Raw genomic sequence first — 23,470 nt, 5'->3', positions numbered from 1 at the left:
CCTCACGCGACAGGAATGATCTTGACCGCGCATTTCTTGAAGTCGGTCTGCTTGCTCAGCGGGTCGGTGGCGTCCAGCGTCACCTTGTTGATGAGCACCGTGTGGTCGAAGAAGGGCACGAAGACGAGGCCCCGCGGCGGCTTGTTGCGGCCCCGCGTCTCGACCCGCACCCGCACCTCGCCACGGCGGGAGGCGATGCGCACCTCCTGCCCGCGCCGCAGGTTCAGGTCCTTGGCGTCGTCGGGATGGATGAAGACGACGGCGTTGGGGAAGGCCTTGCGCAGCTCCGGAACGCGCAGCGTCATGGAGCCGGAGTGCCAATGCTCGACCACGCGGCCGGTGCAGAGCCAGAACGGGTAGTCCTTGTCCGGCGATTCCGCCGCCGGCTCATAGGGCAGCGCGAAGATGTTCGCCTTGCCGTCCTTGTTGCCGTAGAAGCGCACGCCCTCCCCCGCCGGGACGTAGGGATCGAAGCCCTCGCGGTAGCGCCACTTCGTCTCCTTGCCGTTCACCACCGGCCAGCGCAGGCCGCGCTCCTGGTGGTACATGTCGTAGGGGGCGAGGTCGTGGCCGTGGCCGCGCCCGAAGGCGGCGTATTCCTCGAACAGGCCCTTGTGGACGTAGAAGCCGAAGGCCTGCGACTCGCGGTTCTCATAGGCCGGGTCGCAGTCGGACAGCGGGAAGGCGTTGACCTGGCCGTTGCAGTACAGCACGTCGTAGAGCGTCTTGCCGCGGACCTCCGGCTTCTTGGCGATCAGCTCCTCCGGCCACACCTCCTCGATCGCGAAGCGCTTGGAGAATTCGATGATCTGCCAGAGGTCGGAGCGCGCCTCGCCGGGCGCGCCGACGAGCTGGTGCCAGACCTGGGTGCGGCGTTCCGCGTTGCCGTAGCCGCCTTCCTTTTCCACCCACATGGCGGTCGGCAGGATCAGGTCGGCGGCGAGCGCCGTCACCGTCGGATAGGCGTCCGACACGACGATGAAGTTCTCCGGGTTGCGGTAGCCCAGATAGGTCTCGTTCGCCGTGTTCGGCGCCGTCTGCATGTTGTTGTTGCACTGGACCCAGTAGGCGTTGAGCTTGCCGTCCTTCAGCATGCGGTCCTGCTGGACGGCGTGATAGCCGACCTTGTCCGGGATCGTGCCTTCGGGCAGCTTCCAGATTTCCTCGGCGTGCTTGCGGTGTTCCGGGTTGGTGACCACCATGTCGGCGGGCAGGCGGTGCGAGAAGGTGCCGACCTCGCGCGCCGTGCCGCAGGCCGAGGGCTGGCCGGTCAGCGAGAAGGGGCCGCAGCCCGGCTGGCTGATCTTTCCGGTCAGCAGATGGATGTTGTAGACGAGGTTGTTGGCCCAGACGCCGCGGGTGTGCTGGTTGAAGCCCATGGTCCAGAAGGACATGACCTTCACCTTCGGGTCGGCGTACAGCTCGGCCAGCGCCTCCAGCCGGTTCTTCGGCACGCCCGACAGCTCGTGCGCCTTCTCCAGCGTGTAGGGCTCGACGAACTTCGCGAACTCCTCGAAGGAGATCGGGTCGGACTCGTTGGCCTTGGCGGCGTTCTTCGCCTGCTTCTCCAGCGGATGCTCCGGCCGCAGGCCGTAGCCGATGTCGTCGCGGCCGCGCTTGAAGTTGACGTGCTTGGCGATGAACTCCTGGTTCACCCGCCCCGTCTTGATGATGTGGTTGGCGATGTAGTTGAGGATCGCCAGATCGGACTGCGGCGTGAAGACCAAGCCGATGTCGGCAAGGTCGAAGCTGCGGTGCTCGTAGGTGGACAGGACGGCGACCTTGCAGCCCTCATGGGTCAGCCGGCGGTCGGTGACGCGGGTCCACAGGATGGGGTGCATCTCCGCCATGTTGGAGCCCCACAGCACGAAGGCGTCGGCCTGCTCCATGTCGTCGTAGCAGCCCATCGGCTCGTCCATGCCGAAGGTGCGCATGAAGCCGACCACCGCCGACGCCATGCAATGGCGGGCGTTGGGGTCCAGGTTGTTGGAGCGCAGGCCCGCCTTCATGAACTTGGAGGCGGCGTAGCCTTCCATGATCGTCCACTGGCCGGAGCCGAACATGCCCACCGCGGTCGGACCCTTCTTCTTCAGGGTCTCCTTCCACTTGGTGGCCATGATGTCGAAGGCCTGATCCCAGGAGATCGGGGTGAATTCGCCTTCCTTGTGGAACTGGCCATCCTTCATGCGCAGCAGCGGCTGGGTCAGCCGGTCCTCGCCGTACATGATCTTGGACAGGAAATAGCCCTTCACGCAGTTCAGGCCGCGGTTGACCTCGGCCTTCACGTCGCCGTGGGTGGCGACGATGCGCCCCTCCTTCACGCCGACCATGACGCCGCAGCCGGTGCCGCAGAAGCGGCAGGGGGCCTTCGACCAGGTGAGCTTGGCGTCGGCGCCGGCCGTCAGGGTGCCGGCCTCGGCGGGCTGGATGACGGACGGCAGGCTCACACCGGCCGCCGCCGCCGCTGTCACGGCGGCTTGGACCTTCAGATAATCACGGCGGGTCAGGGACATAGGGGGGTGCCTCCTGGGGCGGGTCGTCTTTTCTTGGACGGACGTCAATGGGCGTGAGGGACGAGAGCGGTGTCGGCGGGCATCGGCTCCGCGCAGCGCTCGGCGTCCTCGTAGTGGTGGTAGACCAGCGTGGTGGTGTGGACGCCCGCCATGGCGTTGATGTCGGCGATGCGGTCCAGGACCTCGGCCTCCGTCGCGGTTTCCAGCGTGACGATGGCCTTGCCGTTCTCCGACGCGTGCCAGTCGGCGCCGGCGAGCGCCAGGACCACCTCCTTCAGGGCGGTGGTGCGGTCCGGCGCGTGCTGGATGACGAGGCTGGAAATGTGCAGTTCGGGCATGGCCGCCTCACATCCCGCCGGAGTGTGACAGGATCTGGTACATCCAGACGGAGAAGCCGTAGGCCCCGACCAGCCCGATCGCCAGGAACGGCCAGATCAGGATGGACAGGGCGAAGAAGACCAGCCCCTCGAAGCGGCGGGTCGGGGCGGCGGTATCGGCGGTGCGGACGGGCGGCGCGTTCATGGCGATCCCATGGATTGATCGAACGTTATCGCCGCGGAGCTTCATCCTTTCGCCCAGGAAGCGGCTTGACCAAGGTCAAGTGCCGGCACCCTCTCCATCCCTAAGTACCGGCACTTTCGTCGTTCTGGACGTTTTGCCGCACATGCACGCCGTCCCGCCCCAGAAGGGGTTCGCACCACAGGCGCCGGAAGAAGGGATGGGGCGCCTACGTCAGGGCAGACAGGCCCCGCCCGTATGACGTTTTTGCTGCTAATTCATGACGCCCGGCGTTAAGAGGAAACGGCAGAACCGATCGAGAGAACCGTTTCCATGCTGCTGCTGCGCGCCATCCGCTCCATGATGCCGAAGGAAGAACGGGTCATTGAGCAATTCATCGAACAAGCCCGCCACATCGTCGACGCCGCTGCCGCCCTGGAAGCCGTCATGCAGGCCGGGCCGGAGGAGCGGGGCGAGCGCACCGCCGCGCTGAAGCGGATCGAGAAGGATGCCGACCGCATCGCCAAGGACGCCGGGCGCGGGCTGCACCGCACCTTCATCACTCCCTTCGACCGGTCGGAGATCCAGGCGCTGATCAACGCGCTGGACGACTGCATCGATCTTATGGACGAGGTTCCTGGCCTCGCCGCGCTCTACGGCATCGAGACCTTCGACGACCGGATGATGCGCATGGCGGCGATCGGCCGCCGTCAGGCCGCCCTGCTGTCCGAGGTCATGCCGCTGCTGACCCGCATCACCGTCAACGCCGACCGCATCCTGCACATCTGCGGCCAGATCTCCGACCTGGAGGACGAGGCCGACGAGATTCTGCGCGACGCCATGAAGTCCCTGATCGCCGAGCGCCCGGAGATGATCGACTTCCTGGGCCGCCGCGAGGTCTACGAACTGCTGGAAGCCGTCACCGACCGCTGCGACGACGTGGGCGACCTGATCGAAGGGATCACCTTGGATCAGGCGTAAGGGCCGATCACAGGCAGGAGCCAACACGCTCCGGTTATGGTTAACGGTGCATAAACCAATTCACGGCTAATTTCGAAGCATCGCCGCTCCGATCCCGAGAGATTGCCGCCGTGAAGCTGCGCCTCGTCACCGCCGCCGCCCTTTGCGCCTTCCTCGCGATCCCGGGGGGCATGACCACCGGACGAAGCGCGCAGGCTGCGGGCGACTCCACCCCCTACGGCCACAGCACGGAGGCGGAGGAGGTCGACCGCTTCCTGCGGGCGCTGCGCACCATCCGCGGCCAGTATGTCGAACCGCTGACCGACCGCGAGCTGGTGGACATCGCCATCAAGGCCATGGCCGGGCAGGACCGCTACTCCGCCTATCTGGACGACGGCGAATACCGGCAGTTGCAGGCGTCGAACGACGGCGCCTTCGCCGGGCTGGGGATCCGCTACGAGGCCCACGGCACCCGCGTCCGCATCGCCGAGACCGTTCCCGAGTCCCCGGCGGAGGCCGCCGGGCTGCGCTCCGGCGACGTCATCCTGGCGGTGGACCAGCAGCCGGTGGGCGGGACGGAGCTGGCGACCGTCAAGCAGATGCTGAGCGGGCCGGAAGGGGCGGCGGTGTCGCTGACCGTCCTGCGCGCCGGAATGCCGGACCCCTTCGAGGTCAGCGTCGTCCGCGGCAAGCTGCGCATCCCCTCGGTTCGGCTGGCCGCCGTCGGGACGGTGGGCTACATCCGCATCGCCCGCTTCGACCGCCAGACCGCAACCGGAGTCAGCACGGCCATCCGCTCGCTGCGCGAGCGGATCGGGCCGGACATCGGCGGCTTCATCATCGATGTGCGCGACAACCCCGGCGGGCTGGTGCAGGCGAGCGTCCGCGTCGCCGACGCCTTCCTCGACAAGGGAACGATCCTGACCGCCCGCGGCCCCGGGCGCGGGGCGGACAAGACCTACATTGCCACGCCGGGCGACGAGACGGACGGCCTGCCGCTGGTGGTGCTGGTCAACGCGAAATCCGCCTCCGCCGCGGAGATCCTGACCGGGGCGCTGAAGGACCACCGGCGGGCGACGGTGATCGGGGCGACGACCTTCGGCAAGGGGATCATTCAGAGCGTCATCCCTTTCGACAGCGGGGCGCTGAAGCTGACCACGGCGCGCTACTACACACCGTCGGGCCAGTCGATCCACCAGATCGGCATCCAGCCCGACGAAACCATCGCGGAGCCGGCCGCGGAGGACGGGCCATCCGCCCCGCCCTCCGGCGGCATCCCCAGCGCCGCCGACGATCAGGCCTTCGCCCGCGCGCTGTCCATACTCCGGTCCCGCTGACGGATCAGAAGATCACCTCGCCGGCCAGCAGGGCGAGCACCAGGAAGACCAGGAAGATGATCAGCGCGATCCCGAAGAGGATCTTCGCGACTCCCGCGGTGGCCGACGACACGTTGGTGAAGCCGAGCGCGCCGGCGACCAGAGACACCACGAAAAAGATCAACGCCCATTTCAGCATGGACCGCTCCTGCGCGTTCTGAAACCCAGCCGGCACGTCCGGCAGGGAAGGAACCTCGCGGACCGCCGCAGGTTCCAGCGCAGACCGGTCAGGCTCCCCCTATTCGCTCGAATCCGGAATTCCGCAGGATGCCGCGCCGTTGCGGGTTACCACCCGGTGCCGGAGCGGTTCGGCAGGGACTGGCGCGTCATGCCCTGGTCCATGCCGGATTCGTTGGGCGACCGTGTGCGGCTTTGCGGCTCGCTCACCCCGGACCCGCTGTAAGGGCCGGGGCTGGAACTGGTCGCGTTCGGATTGACGTCGGGCTCGTCCACGCCCTGGCTGCCGGACGTGCCGCCGCCCGTAAGGCCACCGCCGGAGCCGCCGCTGTTCATCCCGCTGCCGCTCGTTCCGCCGCCACCCATGCCCGAACAGGCGGTCAGAAGCATCGCGGCCGACGCCGCGATTATCAGATTGCGCATGACGCACTCCCTACGCTGATGTCTTGAGGATATCGCCCCCTCTCAACGGACCCCGTCCTGGAGGGTTCCGATTTTGGGCGCCCGGGCATCAACGGGCGTTTCAGCGTCCGGCGGCTTGGCGGCGCAGGGCCTTCACTTCGTCGAACCGGGCGGTGACGTCGCGCATGACCGCCGCCATCCCCAGCATTGCGCCGTCCGCGTCTTTCAGAGGCACGATGGTGAACTCCACCGAGATGCGGGTTCCGTCCTTGCGCGTCGCCGGCACCGACAGCAGATCGCCGCTGCCGTAACGGCTTTCCCCCGTCTTCATCACTTGGTCGTAGCCGTCCCAATGGCGTTGGCGCTGACGGTCCGGAATGATGATGTCCAGCGATTGGCCGAGCGCCTCGTCGGCGGTGAAGCCGAACACGCGCTCGGCCCCCGCGTTCCAGAAGCGGATGATGCCGTCCCGGTCGGAATAGGCGATGGCCTCGGCCGGGCTGTTCAGCAGCGCAAGCCCCAGCCGTTGCAGGTCGTTCTCGGTCATAAATCCCCCTATCCTTCCGTTGCGATGCGCCCGATTCAAATGTCCAAGACAAGACGTGCGCTGCGGGCGCGCGACACGCAGATCATCATCGTCTTTCCGGCGGCGCGTTCGGCGTCGGACAGGACGCTGTCGCGATGGTCGGGTTCCCCCTCCAGCACCGTCGTCTCGCAGGTGCCGCAGATGCCCTGCTCGCACGAGGAGGTGACCGGAACGCCCGCGGCGTCGAGCGCGTCGAGCACGCTGGTCCCCTCCTTCACCGCGACGGTCACGCCGGAGCGGGCGCAGACGACCTCGAAGCGATCGTCCGGCGCCGCGTCACGCCCCGCATCCGAGCGCGGCGTGAACCATTCGAAGCGCACATCCTGCGACGGCCGCGCGGCGCTCGCGACGGCGTCCATCAAGCGTTGCGGGCCGCAGCAATAGATCAGGGCATCGTCGGGCGTCGCCTCCAGGAGGTCGGGCACCGCCAGCCGTCGGCCTTCGTCCGCGGCGTGAGCCACCACGTCGCCGTTGCCCAGCGCGCGAAGCTCGGCGAGGAACGGCGCCTCGGCCGCGCTGCGCACGCAGTAATGCAGGACCCAATCGGCTCCCCGGCGCGCCGCCTCGCGGATCATCGGCAGCAGAGGCGTGATGCCGATGCCGCCGGCGATGAACAAATAACGCGGTGCGGCGTCGAAGCGGAAATTGTTGCGGGGCGGAGCGATGGCGACGGGGGTGCCGAGCCGCAATTCCCCATGTATGAAGCGCGATCCCCGCCCACCCGGCAGATTCAGGACGGCGATCCGATAGGCGGAGCGATCCGCCGGGTCGCCGCACAACGAGTAGGAGCGCACCGCCCCGTCCGGCAGATGCACGTCGATGTGCGCGCCCGGCTCGTAGGGCGGCAAGGCCTCGCCGTCCGGGTCGCGGAGTTCCACCAGGAGCACTTGCGGCGCCACCCGCTCCGTATGATGGACGTGCAACGACCGCGTCGTCGAAGACGGCCGCTGTGCACTCTCCCTTTGAACGGTTGTCGTCATTCCTTCGCCCGCCACGGTGGTTGTTCGATCCTGCACACCGGCCTGCGTTCGGACGCCCGGACTGGGCAGAGCGTCACTGGCATGCCAGATACATTGGCGCCATTCTAAAACCTCAACTTAACTTGAGGTCAAGGCCCAATAAGATCCCACCGTTCGGGGAACCGTCCCGGCTCCGCTCGGTTGCCGAAGGGTTGAGCGACTTCATCACGACCGTTTGCGACGGAGACTCCCGCATGGCGAGCACGGCTTCCGACATCCTGGTGGATGTTCTGGTGGATTGGGGCGTGGACACGATCTTCGGCATGCCCGGCGACGGCATCAACGGCATCGTCGAGGCGCTGCGCCGCCGCCAGGACGAAATCCGCTTCATCCAGGTCCGTCACGAGGAGGCGGCGGCCTTCGCCGCCTGCGGCTACGCCAAGTTCACCGGGCGGCTGGGCGTGTGCATCGCCACCTCCGGCCCCGGCGGGCTGCATCTGCTGAACGGTCTCTACGACGCCAAACTGGACCATCAGCCGGTGCTGGCGATCACCGGGCTGCAATACCACGACCTCGTCGGCACCTACACCCAGCAGGACGTGGAGCTGGACAAGGTGTTCCAGGACGTCGCGCTCTACAACCAGCGCATCATGGGGGCGGCGCATGTCCGCAACATCGCCAACTTGGCCTGCCGCACCGCGCTCGCCCACCGCGGCGTGTCGCACATCACCATCCCCGTTGATTTGCAGGAGCAGGGCATCGGCGCCGACATGCGGGCGCCGCGCAACGTGAAGGGCCACAACACCGCCCTGTTCGCCCCCCAGCTTCCCGTCCCGTCGGAGGCGCAGACCCGCCGCGCCGTGGAGGTCCTCGACGCCGGCAAACGCATCGTCATCCTGGCCGGCCAGGGCGCGCTGAGGGCGACCGATCAGCTCGAACGGCTGGCCGACAAGCTGGGTGCGGTGATCGTCAAGGCGCTTCTGGGCAAGGCCGCGGTGCCGGACGACAGTCCCTTCACCACCGGACAGGTCGGTCTGCTCGGCACCGCCCCCTCGCAGGAGGCGCTGGAGACCTGCGACACGCTGCTGATCGCCGGCTCGACCTTCCCCTACATCGAGTATTACCCGAAGCCGGGGCAGGCCCGCGCGATCCAGATCGACATCGACGCGGCGCGCATCGGCCTGCGCTATCCGGTGGAGGCCGGGCTGGTCGGCGACTGCGGGCTGGCGCTGGACATCCTGACCGAGCGGGTGCGGCGGCACGAGGACCGCTCCTTCCTGAAGACGGCGCAGGCGGGCAAGGCGGAGTGGATGACGCTGATGGAGGAGCGCGGCACCCGTCCTGACCTGCCGATGAAGCCGCAGGTCGTCGCGTGGGAGCTGGGCAAGCGACTGTCCGACACGGCTATCGTCGCCTGCGACAGCGGGACCATCGCCACCTGGTGGGCGCGGCAGATCCCGGCGCGGCGCGGCCAGATGCATTCCCTGTCCGGCAACCTCGCCACCATGGCGCCGGGCGTCCCCTACGCCATCGCGGCGCAGCTCGCCCATCCCGGACGGCAGGTGATCGCCTATGTCGGGGACGGCGGCTTTTCCATGCTGATGGCCGACTTCGCCACGGCGGTGAAGTACAAGCTGCCGATCAAGGTCATCATCAACAACAACAACTCGCTCGGCCAGATCAAGTGGGAGCAGATCGCCATGCTCGGCAACCCCGAGTATGTCTGCGACCTCCAGCCCATCGACTTCGCCAAGGTGGCCGAGGCCTGCGGCGGCCGGGGCTTCACCATCACCGACCCGAAGGACTGCGGCGCCACGCTGGACGCCGCGCTCGCCCATCCGGGGCCGGTGGTGGTCGACTGCCTCGTCGACACCAACGAGCCGCCGATGCCGCCGAAGGTCCAGGCCAAGCAGGCCCTGCACTTCACCGAGGCGCTGGCCCGCGGCACCCCCGACGCCCTGAAGATCGCCGCCACCGTCTTCAAGGGCCGCGCCCGCGAGGTGATCTGAGGCGCGGCCCGGCGGGGAAGGAGGGGCGGCCGCTCAGGCGGCGCGCCCCGCCCCCTGCTGCGATCCCTGCTGGGGCGCCGCGTCGGTCATCGCGTAGTTGCGCCCGAAGCGGTTGGCGATGAAGTCGGCGTAGCGCACCTCCTCCTGCTTCACGAAGCCCCGCTGCGGCAGCGTGCCGTCGGCCAGCAGGTCCAGCACGGCGCACATGCCCGACGCGGTGGTGATCTGGATGCCGTTGTAGAAGGTGCCGCCGATCTCCCGCCCGTAGATCTTGTTGGCGTAGGTTTCCTGGAGCAGCCGCCCCCGTTTCGTCCCGGTCACCGTCACGAAGATCAGCACGACGTCCTGGAGGGTCGCCGGGATCGAGTGCTCCAGAATGTCCTTCAGCAGCTCCCGCCGGCTGCCCAGCCGCAGGTCGTGCAGCAGCGCCTTCATCAGGTCGCGGTGCCCCGGATAGCGGACGGAGCGGTAGTTGAGCGTCCGCACCTTGCCCGCCAGCGTCTCGCACAGCGTGCCCAACCCGCCCGAGGTGTTGAACGCCTCGTACAGCACGCCGTCGAGGGAGAATTCCTCGCGCTCCTCCAGCGGTGGCACGGAGACGAGGCGGCCTTCGACGATGGCCTCGCAGGGCTCCAGATACTCGTTGATGACGCCCTCGGTGCTCCAGGTCAGGTTGTAGTTCAGGGCGTTGGACGGATACTTCGGAAGGGCGCCGACGCGCATCCGCACCGTGTCCAGCGTGTCGAAGCGCGAGGCCACATCGTTGGCGACGATGGAGATGAAGCCCGGCGCCAGCCCGCATTGCGGGATGAAGGCCGAGCGCGCGCCGTCGGCCAGCTCCTTGACGCGCCGCGTGCTCGCCACGTCCTCCGTCAGGTCGAGGTAATGGGTGCCGGCGTCCCGCGCCGCTTCCGCCACGCCGACCGTCAGGTGGTAGGGCAGCGCGCTCAGCACCGCGAACTTGCCGCGCATCGCCTCGGCGAGGTCGGCGGGGTTGGCGGCGTCCACCACGCGCGCCTCCATGCGCGGATGGGAGGGCAGCCGCTCCAGCGCGTCCGCCGAACGGTCGGCGACGGTCACCCGGTAATCGCCCGTGGCCTTCAGGAAGTCGCCGATGGTTTCGCCGATCTTGCCGCCGCCCATCAGAAGAATGTCGCGCATCGTCCCGTACCCCCTGTTTGTTGGCTTGCGTCGTTATGACGCAATCTTGACCGGACGGCCTGTCGATGTGCAGGGTGCAGGGTGCCGAAACGCCTGATAATGGTCGGCGGATTGACGGAAGGGCCGGCGATATGATGGACGAGCTGGATCAGCATCTTCTCGACGCGCTTCAGGACAACGCGCGGGAGCCCACCGCCGCGCTGGCCCGCCGCCTGCGCGTGTCGCGCAGCACGGTGCAGAGCCGCATCCAGCGGCTGGAGGAGCGCGGGGTGATCGCCGGCTACACGGTGCGGCTGTCGGACGAGACGGCGCGCCGGATGATCCGCGCCCATGTCTCGATCAACCTGTCGCCCAAGCTGACCGCCGCCGTGGTCCAGGCGCTGAAGCGGATTCCGGAGGTGCGGGCGCTCCACGCCATCAGCGGCGCACACGACCTGATCGCCGTGGTGCGGACCGGGACCATGGAGGAGATGGACGCGCTGATCGACCGCATCGGCGCCATCGACGGCATCGAGCGAACGACCTCGTCGATCATCATGGCGACGAAGTTCGAGCGGTGAGGGTTCGAACGGTGAAGAAAGGTGACAGCCGCCCGGCTGCCGCGATCAGCGCTTCACGGCGGGCGTGATCTCCCCCGCCTCTTCCAGCCGCCGCAGGCAGGCGACCAGGGCGCGCTGGAAGTTGCGGCCCTCGGAGGGGAGGTTCACCCCCTGGCCGGTCGTCCAGAACTCCACGAAGGCGCAATCGGCCGCGCGGTCCGCGGTCGGCCATTCGATGGCCACGCCCAGCCCGAGTTCCGCCGTGCGGCGGCGGCTGTCGGTGACCAGGATCTTCGCTTCCCAATGCATCCCGCCGCTGCCCGCCTCGGCGCGGCGGTGGCTCCACAAGCGCAGGTAATCGCGGAAACTTTCGGATGAGCGGTCGTGCTGAAGGTAGCTGCCACGGTCCACCACCGCGGGGGCGAGGCGCAGCGTGTAGCGGGCCTGGGCGAGCGCCTGGGTCACCTCCGGGATCAGCCGGTCCATCTCGGCGAAGCTGCGCCGCACGTTGTCGGCCAGCGCGGCGGCCAGCGCCTCCCCCTTCAGCGCGCCGGAGGCCGCGCGGTCGGAGCGGTACATCTCGAACAGGTCGTCGCCGTCGCTCATTGCCGTGATGCGCCGCGGAAGGTGAGGAGTTCCTTCGTCTACCGCCAAACCCGTTGAGAAGACATTAAGCTGAATTCCAAACCATCCGGCGTCCGCCGGATCATGCCCACCCCATCACGCCCGCTGTGCCGGCTGCGTGCCCCCGCCGTTCTTCAGGCGCAGCACATACATCATCACCTCGGCCACCGCCTGGTAATGCTGGAGCGGGATCACCGCGTCGACCTCCGACGCGGCGTAGAGGGCGCGGGCCAGCGGCGGGTTCTCGATCACCGGCACGCCGTTCTCCTCCGCCACCGCGCGGATGCGCAGCGCCACGAGGTCGGCCCCCTTGGCGAGGCAGACCGGCGCCGGCATCCGGGCGCGGTCGTACTCCAGCGCCACCGCGAAGTGGGTCGGGTTGGCGATGACCACCGTGGCGCGCGGCACGTTCGCCATCATGCGGCGCTTCGAGCGGTCGCGCCGGATCTCGCGCAGCTTCGCCTTCAGATGCGGGTCGCCCTCGGTCTGCTTGAACTCGTCCTTCAGCTCCTGGAAGGTCATGCGCAGGCGGCGCCGCCATTCCAGCCGGTTCCACAGCACGTCCACGGCGGCCATCACCACCGTCGCCAGGAGGACGGCCAGCAGCAGCCGCAGGGTCAGATCCCGCAGCAGGTCGGGCAGCGCCGCAACGTCCATGCCCACGATCCCCTCCGTCCAATCGATGTAGGGCGCCACGGCGAACCAGACGGCGCAGGCGATGATCGCCAGTTTCACGAGACTCTTCACGAATTCGACCAGCGCGTGGCGCGCGAAGATGCGGCGCCAGCCGCTGAGCGGCGACAAATGCGACAGCTTGGGCCGGATGCGGTCGCTCGCTGCCAGCAGCGGCCCCTGCCCGACCGCCGACACCACCGCCCCGCCGACCAGCAGGCCCAGCACCGGCAGCATCGCCACCGCCACCCCGCCGATCAGCCAGCGCAGGCTGTTCATCACGTCGTAGGGGCCGCCGTCGAGCCGGATGTCGTTCGGATTCTCGATCAACGGCAGCAGCACCTCGGCGATGCGGGAGGCGGCGAGCGGCCCGCCGGCCGCGGCGATCAGCCAGGCCGCCGCCATGGTGGCGGCCAGACCGACATCGCGGGCGCGAGGGACGTCGCCCTTGTCCATCGCCTCGCGCAGCCGCTTCTCGGTCGGCTCCTCGGTTTTCTGTTCCTCGTCCTGGGTGTTGTCGGACATCGCCGCCCCCTCACCGCCCCCTTCTCATCGCCCGCCGAGCCAGCCGGCCAGCGCCGCCAACGTGGCGGTGACCATGGCGCCGGCCGTCACCAGGAAGACCAGCATCCCGCCGCCGACCATCGCCGGGGTGGCGACGAAATAGACGGGCATGGAGGGCATCACGCGGTTGACCAGGGCCAGCGCCATGTTGGCAATCATGCCGAAGACCAGGAAGGGAGCGGCCATCTGCACGCCCAGCCGGAAGGTGACGCCGACGAGCTGGGCGTAGCGCCCCGCCACCATGCCGGGATCGGGCAGCGTCGCCGCCGGCCAGCTTCCGTAGGAGCGCACCAACGCGTCGATCATCAGGTAATGCAGGTCGAGCGCGAACAGCAGCGCCAGCCCGGCGATGACCAGCGTGCCCGACAGGATCGATCCGCTCTCGAACCCCGCCGCGTCGGTGCCGAAGGGATTGGCGAGGCCCATCGCCTGGGCGGCGATGTTGCCCGCGACCTGGAGCGAGGCCAGGAACAGCTTGGCCCCCAGCCCGAGGAAGGCGCCCGCCATCGTCTCCGCGAAGATCTGCTCCAGCATCACCGCGGCGTCGGGGGGCAGCCGGTCGGGCAGGCCGGGCACGGTCGGGGTCAGCGCCAGCGCAACGGGAATCGCGATGCACAGCCGCACGCGCGGCGGCACCGCCAACTCGCCGAAGCCGGGCAGCAGGCTGACCGCCGCGGCGACGCGGGCGAAGACCAGGAAGGCGCGGTAGACCTCCAGGCTGAGCAGGTCGGCGAGCGTGTCCATCACTGTTCTTTTCCTTCCCGGCCCTTCACACCTGGTCGATCGTCTTGACGGACACCTTGCGGTGCAGCTCCGCGTGGCTGATGACCGGGGTCATCGGGCTGACCCGCTCCAGCAGGGAGCGCACGAAGGGCCGCACCTCCGCCCCGACCAGCAGCGCCGGCCAGACCTGCGGCGTGGCGTGCTTCTGGATGGTGATGCGCAGCGCCGTCAGGAACTCCTGCACCTGGGTCGGCGGCATGGCGAAGCGGCGGTCCTCGCCCTCCGCGATGACGCTCTGCTGGAGCGCCTGTTCCCACCGCGGGGTCAGGACGATGACCGGGACGAAGCCGTCGGGGGCGGTCAGCGACTGGCAGATCTGCTGGCCCAGCCGCGCCCGCACATGCTCGGTGACCAACGTGATGTTGCGCGTCCAGTTCACCGCCTCGGCGATGGCCTCGACGATGGCCGGCAGGTTGCGGATCGACACCCGCTCCGCCAGCAGCGCCTGGAGCACGCGCTGCACCACCACCAGCGTGATGCGCGACGGCACCATGTCGGCGATCAGCTTCTGGTACTCCCGGCCCAGCCCGTCGATCAGCTTCTGCATGGCGGCGAAGGTCAGCAGGGTCGAGAGGTGGTCCTTGATGACCTCGGTCAGGTGGGTGGTGATGACGCTTTCCGGGTCGACCACCGTGTAGCCCTTGGCGATGGCCTCTTCGTGCCGCGCCGGGTCGATCCAGCGGGCCTGGAGGTTGAAGGTCGGCTCGCGCGTCGCCTCGCCGGGCAGGTCGGGGGCGGCCCCGCCGGACGGGTCGATGGCGAGAAGCTGCTTGGGCCGCACCTCGCCGCTCGCCACCTCGACGCCCATGACGCTGACGACGTAGCCCTTGGGCGGCAGGAAGCTGCTGTCCTTGATGCGCACCGACGGCAGGATGAAGCCGAATTCCTTGGCGAAGCGCTTGCGCAGCGTCTTCACCTTGCCGGTCAGCGGGCCGTTCTTGTTGAGGATCAGCGGGACGAGGTGGTTGCCGACCTCGACCTTCACCTCGTCCACCTTCAGCATGTCCTCCACCGATTCCTCGGCGGGGGCGGTCGGGGCCTTGCGGCTTTCCTCCAGCCGGGCGAGTGCGGCGCGGCGCATCTTGCCGCGCATCGCGTACCAGCCCGCCGCGCCGAAGCCGCCGCCCAGCAGGACGAAGGGGGCGGCCGGCAGGCCCGGCGTGACGCCCAGCGTGACGAGCAGCCCGCCCGCCACCATCAGCGCCTTGGGATAGCCGCCGAGCTGGGCGAGCACCGCCTGATCGGCGGAGCCGACGTTGCCGCCCTTGGTCACCAGCAGGCCGGCGGCCAGCGAGACGACCAGCGCCGGGATCTGCGTCGCCAGACCGTCGCCCACCGTCAGGATGGTGTAGACCGACGCCGCGGACTCGAAGGACATGCCCTGCTGGGCCATGCCGATGGCCATGCCGCCCAGCACGTTGATGGCGGTGACGACCAGCCCGGCCACCGCGTCGCCGCGCACGAACTTCGACGCGCCGTCCATGGCGCCGAAGAAGGTGCTCTCGTCCTCCAGTTCCTTGCGGCGGCGGCGGGCCTCGACGTCGTCGATCATGCCGGCGGACAGGTCGGCGTCGATGGCCATCTGCTTGCCGGGGATGGCGTCCAGCGTGAAGCGCGCGCCGACCTCCGCGATGCGGGAGGCGCCCTTGGTGATGACCACGAAGTTGATGACGATCAGGATGGCGAAGATCACCACGCCGATCACGAAGTTGCCGCCCATGATGAACTGGCTGAAGCCCTCGATCACATGGCCGGCGGCGGACGGGCCGTTGTGCCCGTGGCTGAGGATCAGGCGGGTCGAGGCGATGTTCAGCGCCAGCCGGAGCACCGTGACGACCAGCAGCACGGTCGGGAAGGAGGAGAAGTCCAGGGGTTTGCTGATCCACAGCGAGACCATCAGGATCAGCACGCTGACCGCCAGCGACAGCGTCAGCCCGAGGTCGAGGAACCAGGTCGGCACCGGCAGGAACAGCACGGCCAGCACCAGCAGGATGCCCAGCGCGAACAGCACGTCGCGGTTCGCCAGCCCGGCATCGCCGAGGCTGGTCATCCGGTTCCGAAGGGTGTCCGTGAAAGCCATGCGGGAACTCCAGGGTGCGGCACCGTTGGTACGCTAGCGCCCCGCGGTAAAACCGGCTTTTACGTCGGGGTCAGTCCGCGCCCGGCAGAAGGGGTTTCGCCGCCGCGTTGGCGTAGAGGCTGGACAGGAAGGACAGGCGGCCAAGCTCGGCCTTGCCCCAGGCGGGCAACGCGCCGGGGGCGGCTTGGGAAGCGGCCGCTTGGGGACCGGCAGCCAGCGCCTTCAGGTAATCCATGGCGCCGGCCACCCAGCGCCGGTTGCCGCCGACCCGCTCGCGGTAGGCCGCCCCGCGCTCCGACTGGGCGGAGTGGTAGCGGGCGATGGCGGCGTCCAACGATCCCTGCGCACGGTGCAGGTCGCCCAGGAAGCGCGCGGCGTAGCGGGCGTTGGCGCGCGGGTCGAAGGCGGTCTCCAGGTCGGGGAAGGCGTCGGGGTGCCATTTCAGATTGACCTGAAGACAGCCGACGTCGATGGAGCGCGTGCCCCGCGCCTGCGCGGCGCGCACGAAGGCGATGGCCTCCTCCCGCGTCGGGAAGTAGCTGGAGGCGCCTTCGGTGTTGACGGTCCAGGGCCAGACGGTGAACAGCCGGTCGGCGGTCATCCGCCCGGCCTCAGTGAAACCCATGGCGAGCAGCATGTGGTCGGTCACCCCCGCCTCACGCTCCGCCGCCAGGATGGCGTCGATGCAGGCGGCCTCCGGCGGCAGGCTGCGCGCGGGCAGGACGCGCGGCGCGTAGAGGGCGGTGGACCAGGTGCCGATCTGCGCGGCCGGCGGCTTCACCTCCGCGGCGGTCGCGGTCCCGGCCAGGAGCAGCGCCGCCAGTCCGGCCAGCCGGCGCATGTCACCGCACCGAGACGATCAGGCTGCCCAGCCGGTCGGCGTAGGTGGTCAGGGCGCCGTACATGAAGGGCAGCGCCAGCACGGTGGTGACCAGGATGGCGACGATCTTCGGCACGAAGGTCAGCGTCATCTCCTGCACCTGGGTCAGCGCCTGGACGAGCGAGATCGCCACGCCCACCAGAACCGCGATGATCAGCGGCGGCGCGGCGATCAGCAGCATCGTCCAGATGCCCGTGCGCAGGACTTCCAGCACGTCGGCTTCGTTCATGGGGGTTCTCCTGGGGGAGCGGTTGCCCCACCCTTCCCGCTTTGCGGGCCCCTTCCCTCCCCTGCGAAGCGGGGGAGGGTTAGGGAGGGGGCAATAACGCTCCAATCACCGCACAGCTCAAATCGCCATCCGCATGACGTCCTGATAGGCCTGCACCATGCGGTCGCGGATCGACACCACCGTCTGCACGGTCATCTCGGCGGCGAGCACGGAGCGCACGACCTCGTGCGTGCCGGCCTTGCCGGCGACGGCGGCGACGGACATGCGCTCGCCCTCGTTCAGCGTCTCCACCGCCTGCGATACCTGCCGGTCGAGGAAGGCGCCGAAACTGCTCTCCGCCGACGCCGCCGTCTCGGTGGACGGCGACGTCACAGCAGCAGCCGCAGGAGACGTGGCGAGCGAGGCGGCGGGCGCCGGCTGGGCCAGGGGCGCGCGGTGGAGGCCGTAGGCGGCGGCGGCGCGGCCGATGGGTTCGATCATGCTTCAGGTCTCCTCAGCCGCGCAGAAGGTCGATCATGCGGCTCATCATGGTCCGCGACTGCTCGATCACGTTGACGCTCGCCTCGAAGGAGCGGCTGGCCTCGCGCATGTCCATCATCTCGATCAGCGGCTGGACGTTCGGGCGCTTGACGTAGCCCTTCTCGTCGGCGGCGGGGTGTGAGGGCTCGTAGACGAGCTGGAAGTCGCTGCGGTCGCGCCCGATCTGCTTGACCTTGACGATCTCCGACCCGGCGGCGCGGTCCATCGTGGTGGCGAAGGAGACGGTCTTGCGGCGGTAGGGATCGCCGCCCGCGGTCATGGCGGTGGAATCGGCGTTGGCGATGTTCTCGGCGACCACGCGCAGCCGGGTGCCCTGCGCCTGCAGGCCCGAACTGGCGATCCGCATCGTCGCGGCCAGGGGATCGGTGAGCATGGGAGGGGACTCCGAGGTCGTCAGCCGGCGCGCCAGGCGGCGCGCAGGATCTGCAGGTTGCGCTGGAACAGGCCGGCGGTCAGGGCGAAGGCGTCGCGCGTCTCACTGCCCTTGGACATCTCCTGCTCCAGCGACACGGCGTTGCCGTCCGGCGTGGTTTCCCACTGCTCGGGCTTGCGCGCCTCCTGCACCGCGCCGGACGGGTTGAAGCCCGTCAGGTGCATGGGCGAGGTGAGCGCGGGCGCCACCGACTGAGGGCCGTCCATCAGCGCCGCGAAGGGCTTCAGGTCCTTCGGCTGATAGCCGGGCGTGTTGGCGTTCACGACGTTGGCGGCGATCAGCTTCTGCCGCTCCGCCAAGTAATCGAGGCGCGCGCCGGTCAGCCGGAACACCGAAATATTGCTAAAATCCATTGGAACGGCCCTATCGCAAAGCCGGAAAGCAAGGCAGGGCCAAGATGACGCCCGCCGTTTAAAACCGGATTTAAAATCCTCGTGGCAGGATCACCGCATTCCGACACGGCGGAGACGTCCCGGCGATGCGCGTGCTTTCCAACCTTCTGTCCGAGATCGAGCGGATGCCGACCCGTTCCTGGCGCGGCGAGATCCGCAGCGCCGCCGGCATGACGCTGGAGGTGGAAGGGCTGCGCCGCGTCCTGGCGGTGGGCGACAAATGCTGGGCGGAGACGGCGCGCGGCCAGCGCCTGCTCTGCGAGACCATCGGCTTCCGCCAGGGCCGCACCCTGCTGATGGCCTTCGACAACCTCGACGGCGTGGCGGAGGGATGCGCCGCCGTCACCGACGACACCGCCTTCACGCTGCGCCCCGGCCCCGGCTGGCTGGGCCGCGTCGTCAACGCGCTGGGCGAACCGATCGACGGGCGCGGCCCCTTGCGCAACGGCCACCACGCCCGCCCGCTGCGCACCGCACCGCCGCCGGCCTACGCGCGCCGTCGGGTGGGGGCGAAAATGGACACCGGCGTGCGCGCCATCGACGTTTTCACCCCCATCTGCCGCGGCCAGCGCATGGGCGTCTTCGCAGGGTCGGGCGTCGGCAAGTCGACGCTGCTGTCGATGGTCGCCCGCCACGCCGGGGCCGATGCCATCGTGATCGGGTTGGTCGGCGAGCGCGGGCGCGAGGTGCAGGAGTTCATCCAGGACGATCTGGGCGCCGACGGCCTCGCCCGCTCCGTCGTCGTCGTCGCCACCTCGGACGAGCCGCCGCTGATGCGCCGGCAGGCCGCCTATCTCTGCCTGACCGTGGCGGAGGAACTGCGCGACCGCGGCCTGCACGTCCTCTGCCTGATCGACAGCGTGACGCGCTTCGCCATGGCCCAGCGCGAGATCGGGCTGGCCGCCGGGGAGCCGCCGACCGCCAAGAGCTACCCGCCCAGCGTCTTCGCCGAACTGCCCAAGCTGATGGAGCGCGCCGGGCCGGGCCGGGAGGGCCAGGGCGACATCACCGGCATCTTCACCGTTCTGGTGGACGGCGACGACCATGACGAGCCGATTGCCGACGCGGTGCGCGGCATCCTCGACGGCCATATCGTGCTGGACCGCCGCATCGCCGAGCAGGGGCGCTACCCCGCCGTCAACGTGCTGCGCAGCGTGTCGCGCCTGCTGCCCGGATGCCACACGGCGGAGCAGAACGCCCTGCTGCGCCGCGCCCGCAGCCTCGCCGCCACTTACGACAACATGCGGGAGCTGGTGCGCATCGGCGCTTACAAGCAGGGCACCGACGCGGAGGTGGATGGCGCCGTCGCGCTGAACCCGGCGCTGGAGGAGTTCCTGCGCCAGGGCAAGGACGACGCCACGCCGTCCCTCGACTCCTTCCGTTTCCTCGACCGCATCCTCGCCGTTCCCGCCGGAGTTGTGCCATGACCGACGCCACCGCGCTCGCCGCCCGCGCGCTTGCCCCGACCACCGCCGCACGGGACGCCGTGAAGGCCACGGCGAAACAGGAGGCGACCGACCTCAGCCTGGATTTCGGAGACCTGCTGGACGCGGTGAACCCATTGCAGCATCTGCCGGGAGTGTCGCAGGTCTACCGCCACGCTACCGGCGACGCGATCGGGCTGCCGGCGCGGCTGGCCGGCGGCTTCCTGTTCGGCGGCCCCATCGGCCTGCTGGGCAGCGCCGCCATGGCTGCCTTCGAGGCGGTGACCGGCGACGACCCGCTGGGCCACCTCGTCACGCTGGCGGAGGGCGGCGCCGAGGAGACGAAGGCCCCGGCGAAGGAAACGCCCGCCAACGCCCCGCCCCTGCCCTTTCTCGCCGACCCGGCGCAAGAGCCGCAGACGGAGCCGCCGCCGGACCATCGCCCGTCCCCCGCCGTGCTGGCGGAGGCGCTCGCCCGCAAGACGCCGGACACCGACGCCGCGGCGGATGTTCCGGCGCCCAAGGCGGAGCAGCCCGCCCCGCAAATCCTGGCGAAGCTCTACGAACTGCACGCCACCCAGCCGGCGGAACGGCGCCACGCCATGACGGGATCGGGGGACGGAGCGGTCGGGGGGTAACCCAAAATGGTTGAACCCTCCACCATTCTGCGTTGAAATGTCGGGAGGTGACGGGGCAGGGACGGGAAACGTCATGAAACAAGAGGCAATCGGCCATGGGCTCGCCGTCACGCTCGCGGCGCTGATGCTTGCGGGATGCGACGGAGCCTTGTCGCACATCGAGACGCAAAAGCGTCTGGACGCGGCCTTTGCTGGCTTTCCTCCGGTCCTCGACGATCCGGTGTTGTCACGATACCGCGCCGCTTACCTGACCGACAAGGCGGCCTACGACGCCAACCCCGACGCCGTCCTGGGTCTCGACAGCCCGGCGCGGGCCTGCGACCTGCCGGAAGACACGCGGCACGCCCTGGCGGACCGCGGTTTTCAGCTCCGTGTCTACGAACGCAATCCCGGCTTCGCCGACTACATGGCCAAGCACGGGCAGGGCTTCGGCACGCCGGTCTACGACCGCGTGACGGTGCGGCGGATCGACGGCGACTGCTCCGGCGGCGCGCTGGACGGGCCGGCCGACATCGTCATGACCTATCTGCGCCTGACACCCCACGGCCAGTTGGGCAGTCACAAGGTCTACGAAATGGTGGTTCGCGAGTCCTGCACCTTCCGCGGATCGCTGCGCGACGGGCCATGCAAGCGCATCGTCCGCACGCGGCACTGGTCGGGCCAGTTCACCAAGGACGGGCGTCTGGTGACCGCTCCGCGGGCGACCTACGAAACGATGCGCGCCCTGAACGCACCGGGGCTGACCGAGCCCAACGACGAGGACTTCATCACCACCACGACCCGCTTCGACTATGGCCCCTACGCCGCCGGGCGCGAGGCCGGGCCGGGCGTGGCCTTCGAGACCACGCCGATCGCCGGGGACGGCGTGAACGCCGTGGAGAACAACACGCTGACCCGCCAGACTTTGCCGGACGGCCGGGTCCGCTACACCGAATATATGGGCGGAACGGTGAAGGCCACCTACCGGCTTCGCGGCGGCGTCCCTGACGGTGAGCTGGTCTGGTCAGTGCCCCAGCCCGGCGGGGAGCAGCGGGAATGCTTCGTCGACGGCGAAAAGGTTCTCACCCGCAACTGCGGAGCGTGATTATGGGCGGAGCGGCGGTGGGGCGTCACGCGACGTTGGGGGTCCTTGCCCTGTGCCTCCTGACGGGCGGTGTCCAGGCACAGGACGGGCCGGGCCTACGGCTCAGCCCCAAGGCGATGGACGCGGTGAAGGAGGCCGCGTCGCGGGACGGCTTCCACCCGCCGTCGGATCAGGCGAGCCGCCCGCCCGACATCCGCGCCACCGGCGGCGGCTACGGCGAAGGCGCGGTCTACATGCGGTTGGGGACCTTCGCCGGCCGGCTGAAGCGGACGACAAACCCGTTCAACGACGCATCGCGGCCCTGGGTCTTCGACGAGGGTCTGTACGTGCTCCACGACGGCAAGCGCTACGCGGGCCGCTTCCATTATTTCCACAAGAATTGGGGCGAGCACAGCCACCACCAGGACGATTGGGTGGTGGCCTTGGACGGCACCTACATCCTGGCCGGCAACCGGGCCGACGCGCAGGGCAAAACCGTCACCGGCCTGTTCAAGGCGGACATCACCCCCAGCGGCGTGTCCGACTTCACCCCGGCGGACGACGCCTATCTCGCCTGGTTCGAAGGGCGCTACCAGGATCAGGTGGCCGCCTTCAAGCGGGCGGAGCTTGCGGAGCGCAACAGCGGCGTTTCCTTCGGGCAGGTCCTGGCCCTGGGTCTCGGCGCCTTCGCGCTGTCGCAGGCCGACATTCCGGCGGTGAAGGCGGTGGACATCGGCGGCGCTTTCGCGGCGGACGTCCTGTCCGGCGGGCGAACGAACGCCCTGTCGCGCCGGACGGAGCCGCCGCGGACCGCCTCGGCGAAGCCAGCCGCCGGCCCGTCCGCGTCCGTGGACGGGCACCGGCAGGACAGCGTGTCGATCACCTGCCCGACCGGCGTGTCGGCCAGCATCCCGCTCAGCTACAAGACGCAGGCCTGCCGGTCGGCGATGATCGACTTCGCGCGCGCCTATTCCTGCAACCTCATCGACGACTTCGCGACGGTCACCCGCCAGTGCGCGAGCGCCTGCGGCAACAACCAGTGCCGGGAATGACGTCCCGCCGGGTCAGCGGAGCGCCCTCGCCAGCGCCGCCGTGAACAGACGGACCTTCGGCGGCACGAAGCGCGAGGACGGGTGGATGGCCCAGACCGCCAACTCGTCCAGCGCGCCGTCGCTCAGGTGAAGCGGGACCAGCGCGCCGGCCTCCACCTCCTCCCGCACGTCCCAACCGGACAGGATCGCGATGCCGAGCCCGGCGAGGCAGACATCCCGAACCCCCTCGATGGAGTTGGCGGTGAAGCGGCCCTGCACCCGGACGCGCCGTTCCCGCCCGTCGGCGATGAAGCGCCAGTGCGTGACCCCCGACAGGCACAGGCAGTGATGCTCCGCCAGATCGGCCACGGCGGCGGGAACGCCGTGGGCAGCCAGATAGCCGGGGGTCGCGTAGAGCGCCCTTGGGTTGGCCGCCAGACGCATCGCGACGAGCGTGCTGTCCCTCAGGGTCGCGATGCGGATGGCGAGGTCGATCCCCTGCCCGACGATGTCCACCAGCGCGTCGGTCAGAAGCAGATCGACCGAGACCTGAGGGTTGTCGGTCATGAACTCCGACACCACTGGCACGATCAGCTTGCGCCCGAAGGCCGCCGAGGCGGTCACGCGCAGCAGCCCGGACGCCCCGGCGGATGACGGGCGGACGCTGGCCCGCGCCGCCGCCTCGTTCTCCAGCATCGCCTGGGCGAAGGGCAGCATCGCCTCCCCCTCCGGCGTCAGGGCGAGGGAGCGGGTGGTCCGCTGCATCAGCCGCGCGCCCATGGCGTCCTCAAGCGCGGCCAGCCGCCGGGTCGCCATCAGCGGCGAGATGCCCAGCCGCCGCGCCGCGCCGGCAAGGCTGCCGGCCTGGGCGGCTTCCACCAGAACGGCGAGTCCGGCAAGGTCCATTGCTTCATATTCCGATGCACAGGCCATTCAT

General features: G+C 69.2%; 26 protein-coding genes. 8 read left to right on the top strand and 18 right to left on the bottom strand.

Annotated elements, in window-relative coordinates:
* Positions 1-2: 2 nt before the first annotated feature.
* From napA to DS837_RS25840, 3 genes are read right to left on the bottom strand one after another with little or no spacing between them, the layout of a single operon-like run.
* Positions 3-2,513, bottom strand: a complete 2,511-nt coding sequence (napA, locus tag DS837_RS25850) for a nitrate reductase catalytic subunit NapA (protein ID WP_149167359.1) — start codon at positions 2,511-2,513, stop codon at positions 3-5.
* A 44-nt stretch (positions 2,514-2,557) separates the two neighbouring features.
* On the bottom strand, positions 2,558-2,851 hold the full coding sequence (locus tag DS837_RS25845) for a chaperone NapD (protein WP_149167358.1): 294 nt from the start codon (positions 2,849-2,851) through the stop codon (positions 2,558-2,560).
* A gap of 7 nt (positions 2,852-2,858) precedes the next feature.
* The gene (locus DS837_RS25840; protein ID WP_149167357.1) at positions 2,859-3,035 is read right to left on the bottom strand and encodes a periplasmic nitrate reductase, NapE protein; all 177 of its coding nucleotides are present in this window, start codon (positions 3,033-3,035) and stop codon (positions 2,859-2,861) included.
* A gap of 309 nt (positions 3,036-3,344) precedes the next feature.
* Between DS837_RS25840 and DS837_RS25835 the strand changes: the two genes are divergently transcribed.
* Together DS837_RS25835 and DS837_RS25830 are read left to right on the top strand one after the other, a co-directional pair.
* The gene (locus DS837_RS25835) at positions 3,345-3,992 is read left to right on the top strand and encodes a DUF47 domain-containing protein (protein ID WP_149167356.1); all 648 of its coding nucleotides are present in this window, start codon (positions 3,345-3,347) and stop codon (positions 3,990-3,992) included.
* 110 nt (positions 3,993-4,102) lie between these two features.
* The gene (locus DS837_RS25830; protein WP_149167355.1) at positions 4,103-5,308 is read left to right on the top strand and encodes a S41 family peptidase; all 1,206 of its coding nucleotides are present in this window, start codon (positions 4,103-4,105) and stop codon (positions 5,306-5,308) included.
* Positions 5,309-5,312: 4 nt separating this feature from the next.
* On the opposite strand, the gene DS837_RS25825 is transcribed toward DS837_RS25830, so the two are convergent.
* From DS837_RS25825 to DS837_RS25810, 4 genes are all read right to left on the bottom strand, one after another.
* A complete protein-coding gene (locus DS837_RS25825) occupies positions 5,313-5,486 on the bottom strand; it encodes a DUF1328 domain-containing protein (protein WP_014199667.1) in 174 nt (57 codons plus the stop codon).
* A gap of 146 nt (positions 5,487-5,632) precedes the next feature.
* Positions 5,633-5,947: a hypothetical protein gene (locus DS837_RS25820; protein ID WP_149167354.1), complete on the bottom strand. Its 315-nt coding sequence runs from the start codon at positions 5,945-5,947 to the stop codon at positions 5,633-5,635.
* A gap of 100 nt (positions 5,948-6,047) precedes the next feature.
* A complete protein-coding gene (locus DS837_RS25815) occupies positions 6,048-6,473 on the bottom strand; it encodes a PAS domain-containing protein (RefSeq protein ID WP_149167353.1) in 426 nt (141 codons plus the stop codon).
* A gap of 35 nt (positions 6,474-6,508) precedes the next feature.
* A complete protein-coding gene (locus DS837_RS25810; protein WP_149167352.1) occupies positions 6,509-7,435 on the bottom strand; it encodes a PDR/VanB family oxidoreductase in 927 nt (308 codons plus the stop codon).
* A gap of 290 nt (positions 7,436-7,725) precedes the next feature.
* Between DS837_RS25810 and DS837_RS25805 the strand changes: the two genes are divergently transcribed.
* Positions 7,726-9,480 (top strand): thiamine pyrophosphate-dependent enzyme, encoded by a 1,755-nt coding sequence (locus tag DS837_RS25805; protein ID WP_149167351.1) that lies wholly within the window; start codon positions 7,726-7,728, stop codon positions 9,478-9,480.
* A 33-nt stretch (positions 9,481-9,513) separates the two neighbouring features.
* Here the strand turns inward: DS837_RS25805 and DS837_RS25800 are convergent, their stop codons facing one another.
* The gene (locus tag DS837_RS25800; RefSeq protein WP_149167350.1) at positions 9,514-10,641 is read right to left on the bottom strand and encodes a saccharopine dehydrogenase family protein; all 1,128 of its coding nucleotides are present in this window, start codon (positions 10,639-10,641) and stop codon (positions 9,514-9,516) included.
* Between the two features lie 131 nt (positions 10,642-10,772).
* Here DS837_RS25800 and DS837_RS25795 point away from each other — a divergent pair, with 131 nt between their 5' ends.
* Positions 10,773-11,201 carry an Lrp/AsnC family transcriptional regulator gene (locus tag DS837_RS25795; RefSeq protein ID WP_040138311.1) on the top strand — a complete coding sequence of 143 codons (429 nt, stop codon included), beginning with the start codon at positions 10,773-10,775 and terminating at the stop codon, positions 11,199-11,201.
* A gap of 45 nt (positions 11,202-11,246) precedes the next feature.
* On the opposite strand, the gene DS837_RS25790 is transcribed toward DS837_RS25795, so the two are convergent.
* The 9 genes from DS837_RS25790 to DS837_RS25750 all read right to left on the bottom strand — a co-directional run bounded on the left by DS837_RS25790 (position 11,247) and on the right by DS837_RS25750 (position 18,338).
* Positions 11,247-11,786, bottom strand: coding sequence for a hypothetical protein (locus DS837_RS25790; protein WP_149167349.1), 540 nt, complete (start codon positions 11,784-11,786; stop codon positions 11,247-11,249).
* Between the two features lie 114 nt (positions 11,787-11,900).
* On the bottom strand, positions 11,901-13,001 hold the full coding sequence (flhB, locus tag DS837_RS25785; RefSeq protein ID WP_149167348.1) for a flagellar biosynthesis protein FlhB: 1,101 nt from the start codon (positions 12,999-13,001) through the stop codon (positions 11,901-11,903).
* Positions 13,002-13,025: 24 nt separating this feature from the next.
* Positions 13,026-13,784, bottom strand: a complete 759-nt coding sequence (locus DS837_RS25780) for a flagellar biosynthetic protein FliR (RefSeq protein WP_149167347.1) — start codon at positions 13,782-13,784, stop codon at positions 13,026-13,028.
* Between the two features lie 25 nt (positions 13,785-13,809).
* A complete protein-coding gene (gene flhA / locus DS837_RS25775) occupies positions 13,810-15,903 on the bottom strand; it encodes a flagellar biosynthesis protein FlhA (RefSeq protein ID WP_149167346.1) in 2,094 nt (697 codons plus the stop codon).
* Positions 15,904-15,973: 70 nt separating this feature from the next.
* Entirely contained in the window at positions 15,974-16,744 is a 771-nt protein-coding gene (locus DS837_RS25770; protein ID WP_149167345.1) for a lysozyme family protein, read from the bottom strand.
* Position 16,745: 1 nt separating this feature from the next.
* Positions 16,746-17,012: a flagellar biosynthesis protein FliQ gene (gene fliQ, locus DS837_RS25765; RefSeq protein ID WP_149167344.1), complete on the bottom strand. Its 267-nt coding sequence runs from the start codon at positions 17,010-17,012 to the stop codon at positions 16,746-16,748.
* A 117-nt stretch (positions 17,013-17,129) separates the two neighbouring features.
* Positions 17,130-17,492 carry a flagellar hook-basal body complex protein FliE gene (gene fliE, locus DS837_RS25760; RefSeq protein WP_149167343.1) on the bottom strand — a complete coding sequence of 121 codons (363 nt, stop codon included), beginning with the start codon at positions 17,490-17,492 and terminating at the stop codon, positions 17,130-17,132.
* A 13-nt stretch (positions 17,493-17,505) separates the two neighbouring features.
* Positions 17,506-17,925, bottom strand: coding sequence for a flagellar basal body rod protein FlgC (gene flgC / locus DS837_RS25755; protein WP_149167342.1), 420 nt, complete (start codon positions 17,923-17,925; stop codon positions 17,506-17,508).
* A 20-nt stretch (positions 17,926-17,945) separates the two neighbouring features.
* Complete coding sequence (locus DS837_RS25750; protein ID WP_247883365.1) at positions 17,946-18,338, bottom strand: flagellar basal body rod protein FlgB; 393 nt, start codon at positions 18,336-18,338, stop codon at positions 17,946-17,948.
* Positions 18,339-18,463: 125 nt separating this feature from the next.
* Here DS837_RS25750 and fliI point away from each other — a divergent pair, with 125 nt between their 5' ends.
* The 4 genes from fliI to DS837_RS25730 all read left to right on the top strand — a co-directional run bounded on the left by fliI (position 18,464) and on the right by DS837_RS25730 (position 22,554).
* A complete protein-coding gene (gene fliI / locus DS837_RS25745) occupies positions 18,464-19,804 on the top strand; it encodes a flagellar protein export ATPase FliI (protein WP_149167341.1) in 1,341 nt (446 codons plus the stop codon).
* The gene (locus DS837_RS25740) at positions 19,801-20,439 is read left to right on the top strand and encodes a hypothetical protein (protein ID WP_149167340.1); all 639 of its coding nucleotides are present in this window, start codon (positions 19,801-19,803) and stop codon (positions 20,437-20,439) included. The genes fliI and DS837_RS25740 overlap by 4 nt, the downstream gene beginning before the upstream one ends.
* Positions 20,440-20,512: 73 nt before the next feature.
* Positions 20,513-21,523, top strand: a complete 1,011-nt coding sequence (locus DS837_RS25735; protein ID WP_149167339.1) for a hypothetical protein — start codon at positions 20,513-20,515, stop codon at positions 21,521-21,523.
* Between the two features lie 2 nt (positions 21,524-21,525).
* Positions 21,526-22,554 (top strand): hypothetical protein, encoded by a 1,029-nt coding sequence (locus tag DS837_RS25730; protein WP_149167338.1) that lies wholly within the window; start codon positions 21,526-21,528, stop codon positions 22,552-22,554.
* Positions 22,555-22,566: 12 nt separating this feature from the next.
* Here DS837_RS25730 and DS837_RS25725 read toward each other — a convergent pair whose 3' ends face one another.
* Positions 22,567-23,439 carry a LysR family transcriptional regulator gene (locus DS837_RS25725; protein ID WP_149167337.1) on the bottom strand — a complete coding sequence of 291 codons (873 nt, stop codon included), beginning with the start codon at positions 23,437-23,439 and terminating at the stop codon, positions 22,567-22,569.
* Positions 23,440-23,470: the final 31 nt, after the last annotated feature.

Source organism: Azospirillum brasilense, from assembly GCF_008365405.1.
Classification (GTDB): Bacteria; Pseudomonadota; Alphaproteobacteria; order Azospirillales; family Azospirillaceae; genus Azospirillum; species Azospirillum brasilense_D.
Note: the sequence above shows the minus strand (reverse complement) of the source record. Positions and strands in the feature narration are given on the sequence as shown.

Excerpts from the sequence above, each read along its gene's own strand:
- flgC (WP_149167342.1), bottom strand. The coding sequence starts at position 17,925 with ATGCTCACCGATCCCCTGGCCGCGACGATGCGGATCGCCAGTTCGGGC.
- DS837_RS25725 (WP_149167337.1), bottom strand. The coding sequence starts at position 23,439 with ATGGACCTTGCCGGACTCGCCGTTCTGGTGGAAGCCGCCCAGGCCGGC.
- DS837_RS25740 (WP_149167340.1), top strand. The coding sequence starts at position 19,801 with ATGACCGACGCCACCGCGCTCGCCGCCCGCGCGCTTGCCCCGACCACC.
- DS837_RS25815 (WP_149167353.1), bottom strand. The coding sequence starts at position 6,473 with ATGACCGAGAACGACCTGCAACGGCTGGGGCTTGCGCTGCTGAACAGC.
- DS837_RS25805 (WP_149167351.1), top strand. The coding sequence starts at position 7,726 with ATGGCGAGCACGGCTTCCGACATCCTGGTGGATGTTCTGGTGGATTGG.
- DS837_RS25845 (WP_149167358.1), bottom strand. The coding sequence starts at position 2,851 with ATGCCCGAACTGCACATTTCCAGCCTCGTCATCCAGCACGCGCCGGAC.
- DS837_RS25770 (WP_149167345.1), bottom strand. The coding sequence starts at position 16,744 with ATGCGCCGGCTGGCCGGACTGGCGGCGCTGCTCCTGGCCGGGACCGCG.
- DS837_RS25730 (WP_149167338.1), top strand. The coding sequence starts at position 21,526 with ATGGGCGGAGCGGCGGTGGGGCGTCACGCGACGTTGGGGGTCCTTGCC.
- DS837_RS25750 (WP_247883365.1), bottom strand. The coding sequence starts at position 18,338 with ATGGATTTTAGCAATATTTCGGTGTTCCGGCTGACCGGCGCGCGCCTC.
- DS837_RS25825 (WP_014199667.1), bottom strand. The coding sequence starts at position 5,486 with ATGCTGAAATGGGCGTTGATCTTTTTCGTGGTGTCTCTGGTCGCCGGC.
- fliI (WP_149167341.1), top strand. The coding sequence starts at position 18,464 with ATGCGCGTGCTTTCCAACCTTCTGTCCGAGATCGAGCGGATGCCGACC.
- DS837_RS25835 (WP_149167356.1), top strand. The coding sequence starts at position 3,345 with ATGCTGCTGCTGCGCGCCATCCGCTCCATGATGCCGAAGGAAGAACGG.
- DS837_RS25735 (WP_149167339.1), top strand. The coding sequence starts at position 20,513 with ATGAAACAAGAGGCAATCGGCCATGGGCTCGCCGTCACGCTCGCGGCG.
- fliQ (WP_149167344.1), bottom strand. The coding sequence starts at position 17,012 with ATGAACGAAGCCGACGTGCTGGAAGTCCTGCGCACGGGCATCTGGACG.
- DS837_RS25840 (WP_149167357.1), bottom strand. The coding sequence starts at position 3,035 with ATGAACGCGCCGCCCGTCCGCACCGCCGATACCGCCGCCCCGACCCGC.
- DS837_RS25820 (WP_149167354.1), bottom strand. The coding sequence starts at position 5,947 with ATGCGCAATCTGATAATCGCGGCGTCGGCCGCGATGCTTCTGACCGCC.
- DS837_RS25795 (WP_040138311.1), top strand. The coding sequence starts at position 10,773 with ATGATGGACGAGCTGGATCAGCATCTTCTCGACGCGCTTCAGGACAAC.
- flhA (WP_149167346.1), bottom strand. The coding sequence starts at position 15,903 with ATGGCTTTCACGGACACCCTTCGGAACCGGATGACCAGCCTCGGCGAT.
- DS837_RS25780 (WP_149167347.1), bottom strand. The coding sequence starts at position 13,784 with ATGGACACGCTCGCCGACCTGCTCAGCCTGGAGGTCTACCGCGCCTTC.
- napA (WP_149167359.1), bottom strand. The coding sequence starts at position 2,513 with ATGTCCCTGACCCGCCGTGATTATCTGAAGGTCCAAGCCGCCGTGACA.
- DS837_RS25800 (WP_149167350.1), bottom strand. The coding sequence starts at position 10,641 with ATGCGCGACATTCTTCTGATGGGCGGCGGCAAGATCGGCGAAACCATC.
- fliE (WP_149167343.1), bottom strand. The coding sequence starts at position 17,492 with ATGATCGAACCCATCGGCCGCGCCGCCGCCGCCTACGGCCTCCACCGC.
- flhB (WP_149167348.1), bottom strand. The coding sequence starts at position 13,001 with ATGTCCGACAACACCCAGGACGAGGAACAGAAAACCGAGGAGCCGACC.
- DS837_RS25790 (WP_149167349.1), bottom strand. The coding sequence starts at position 11,786 with ATGAGCGACGGCGACGACCTGTTCGAGATGTACCGCTCCGACCGCGCG.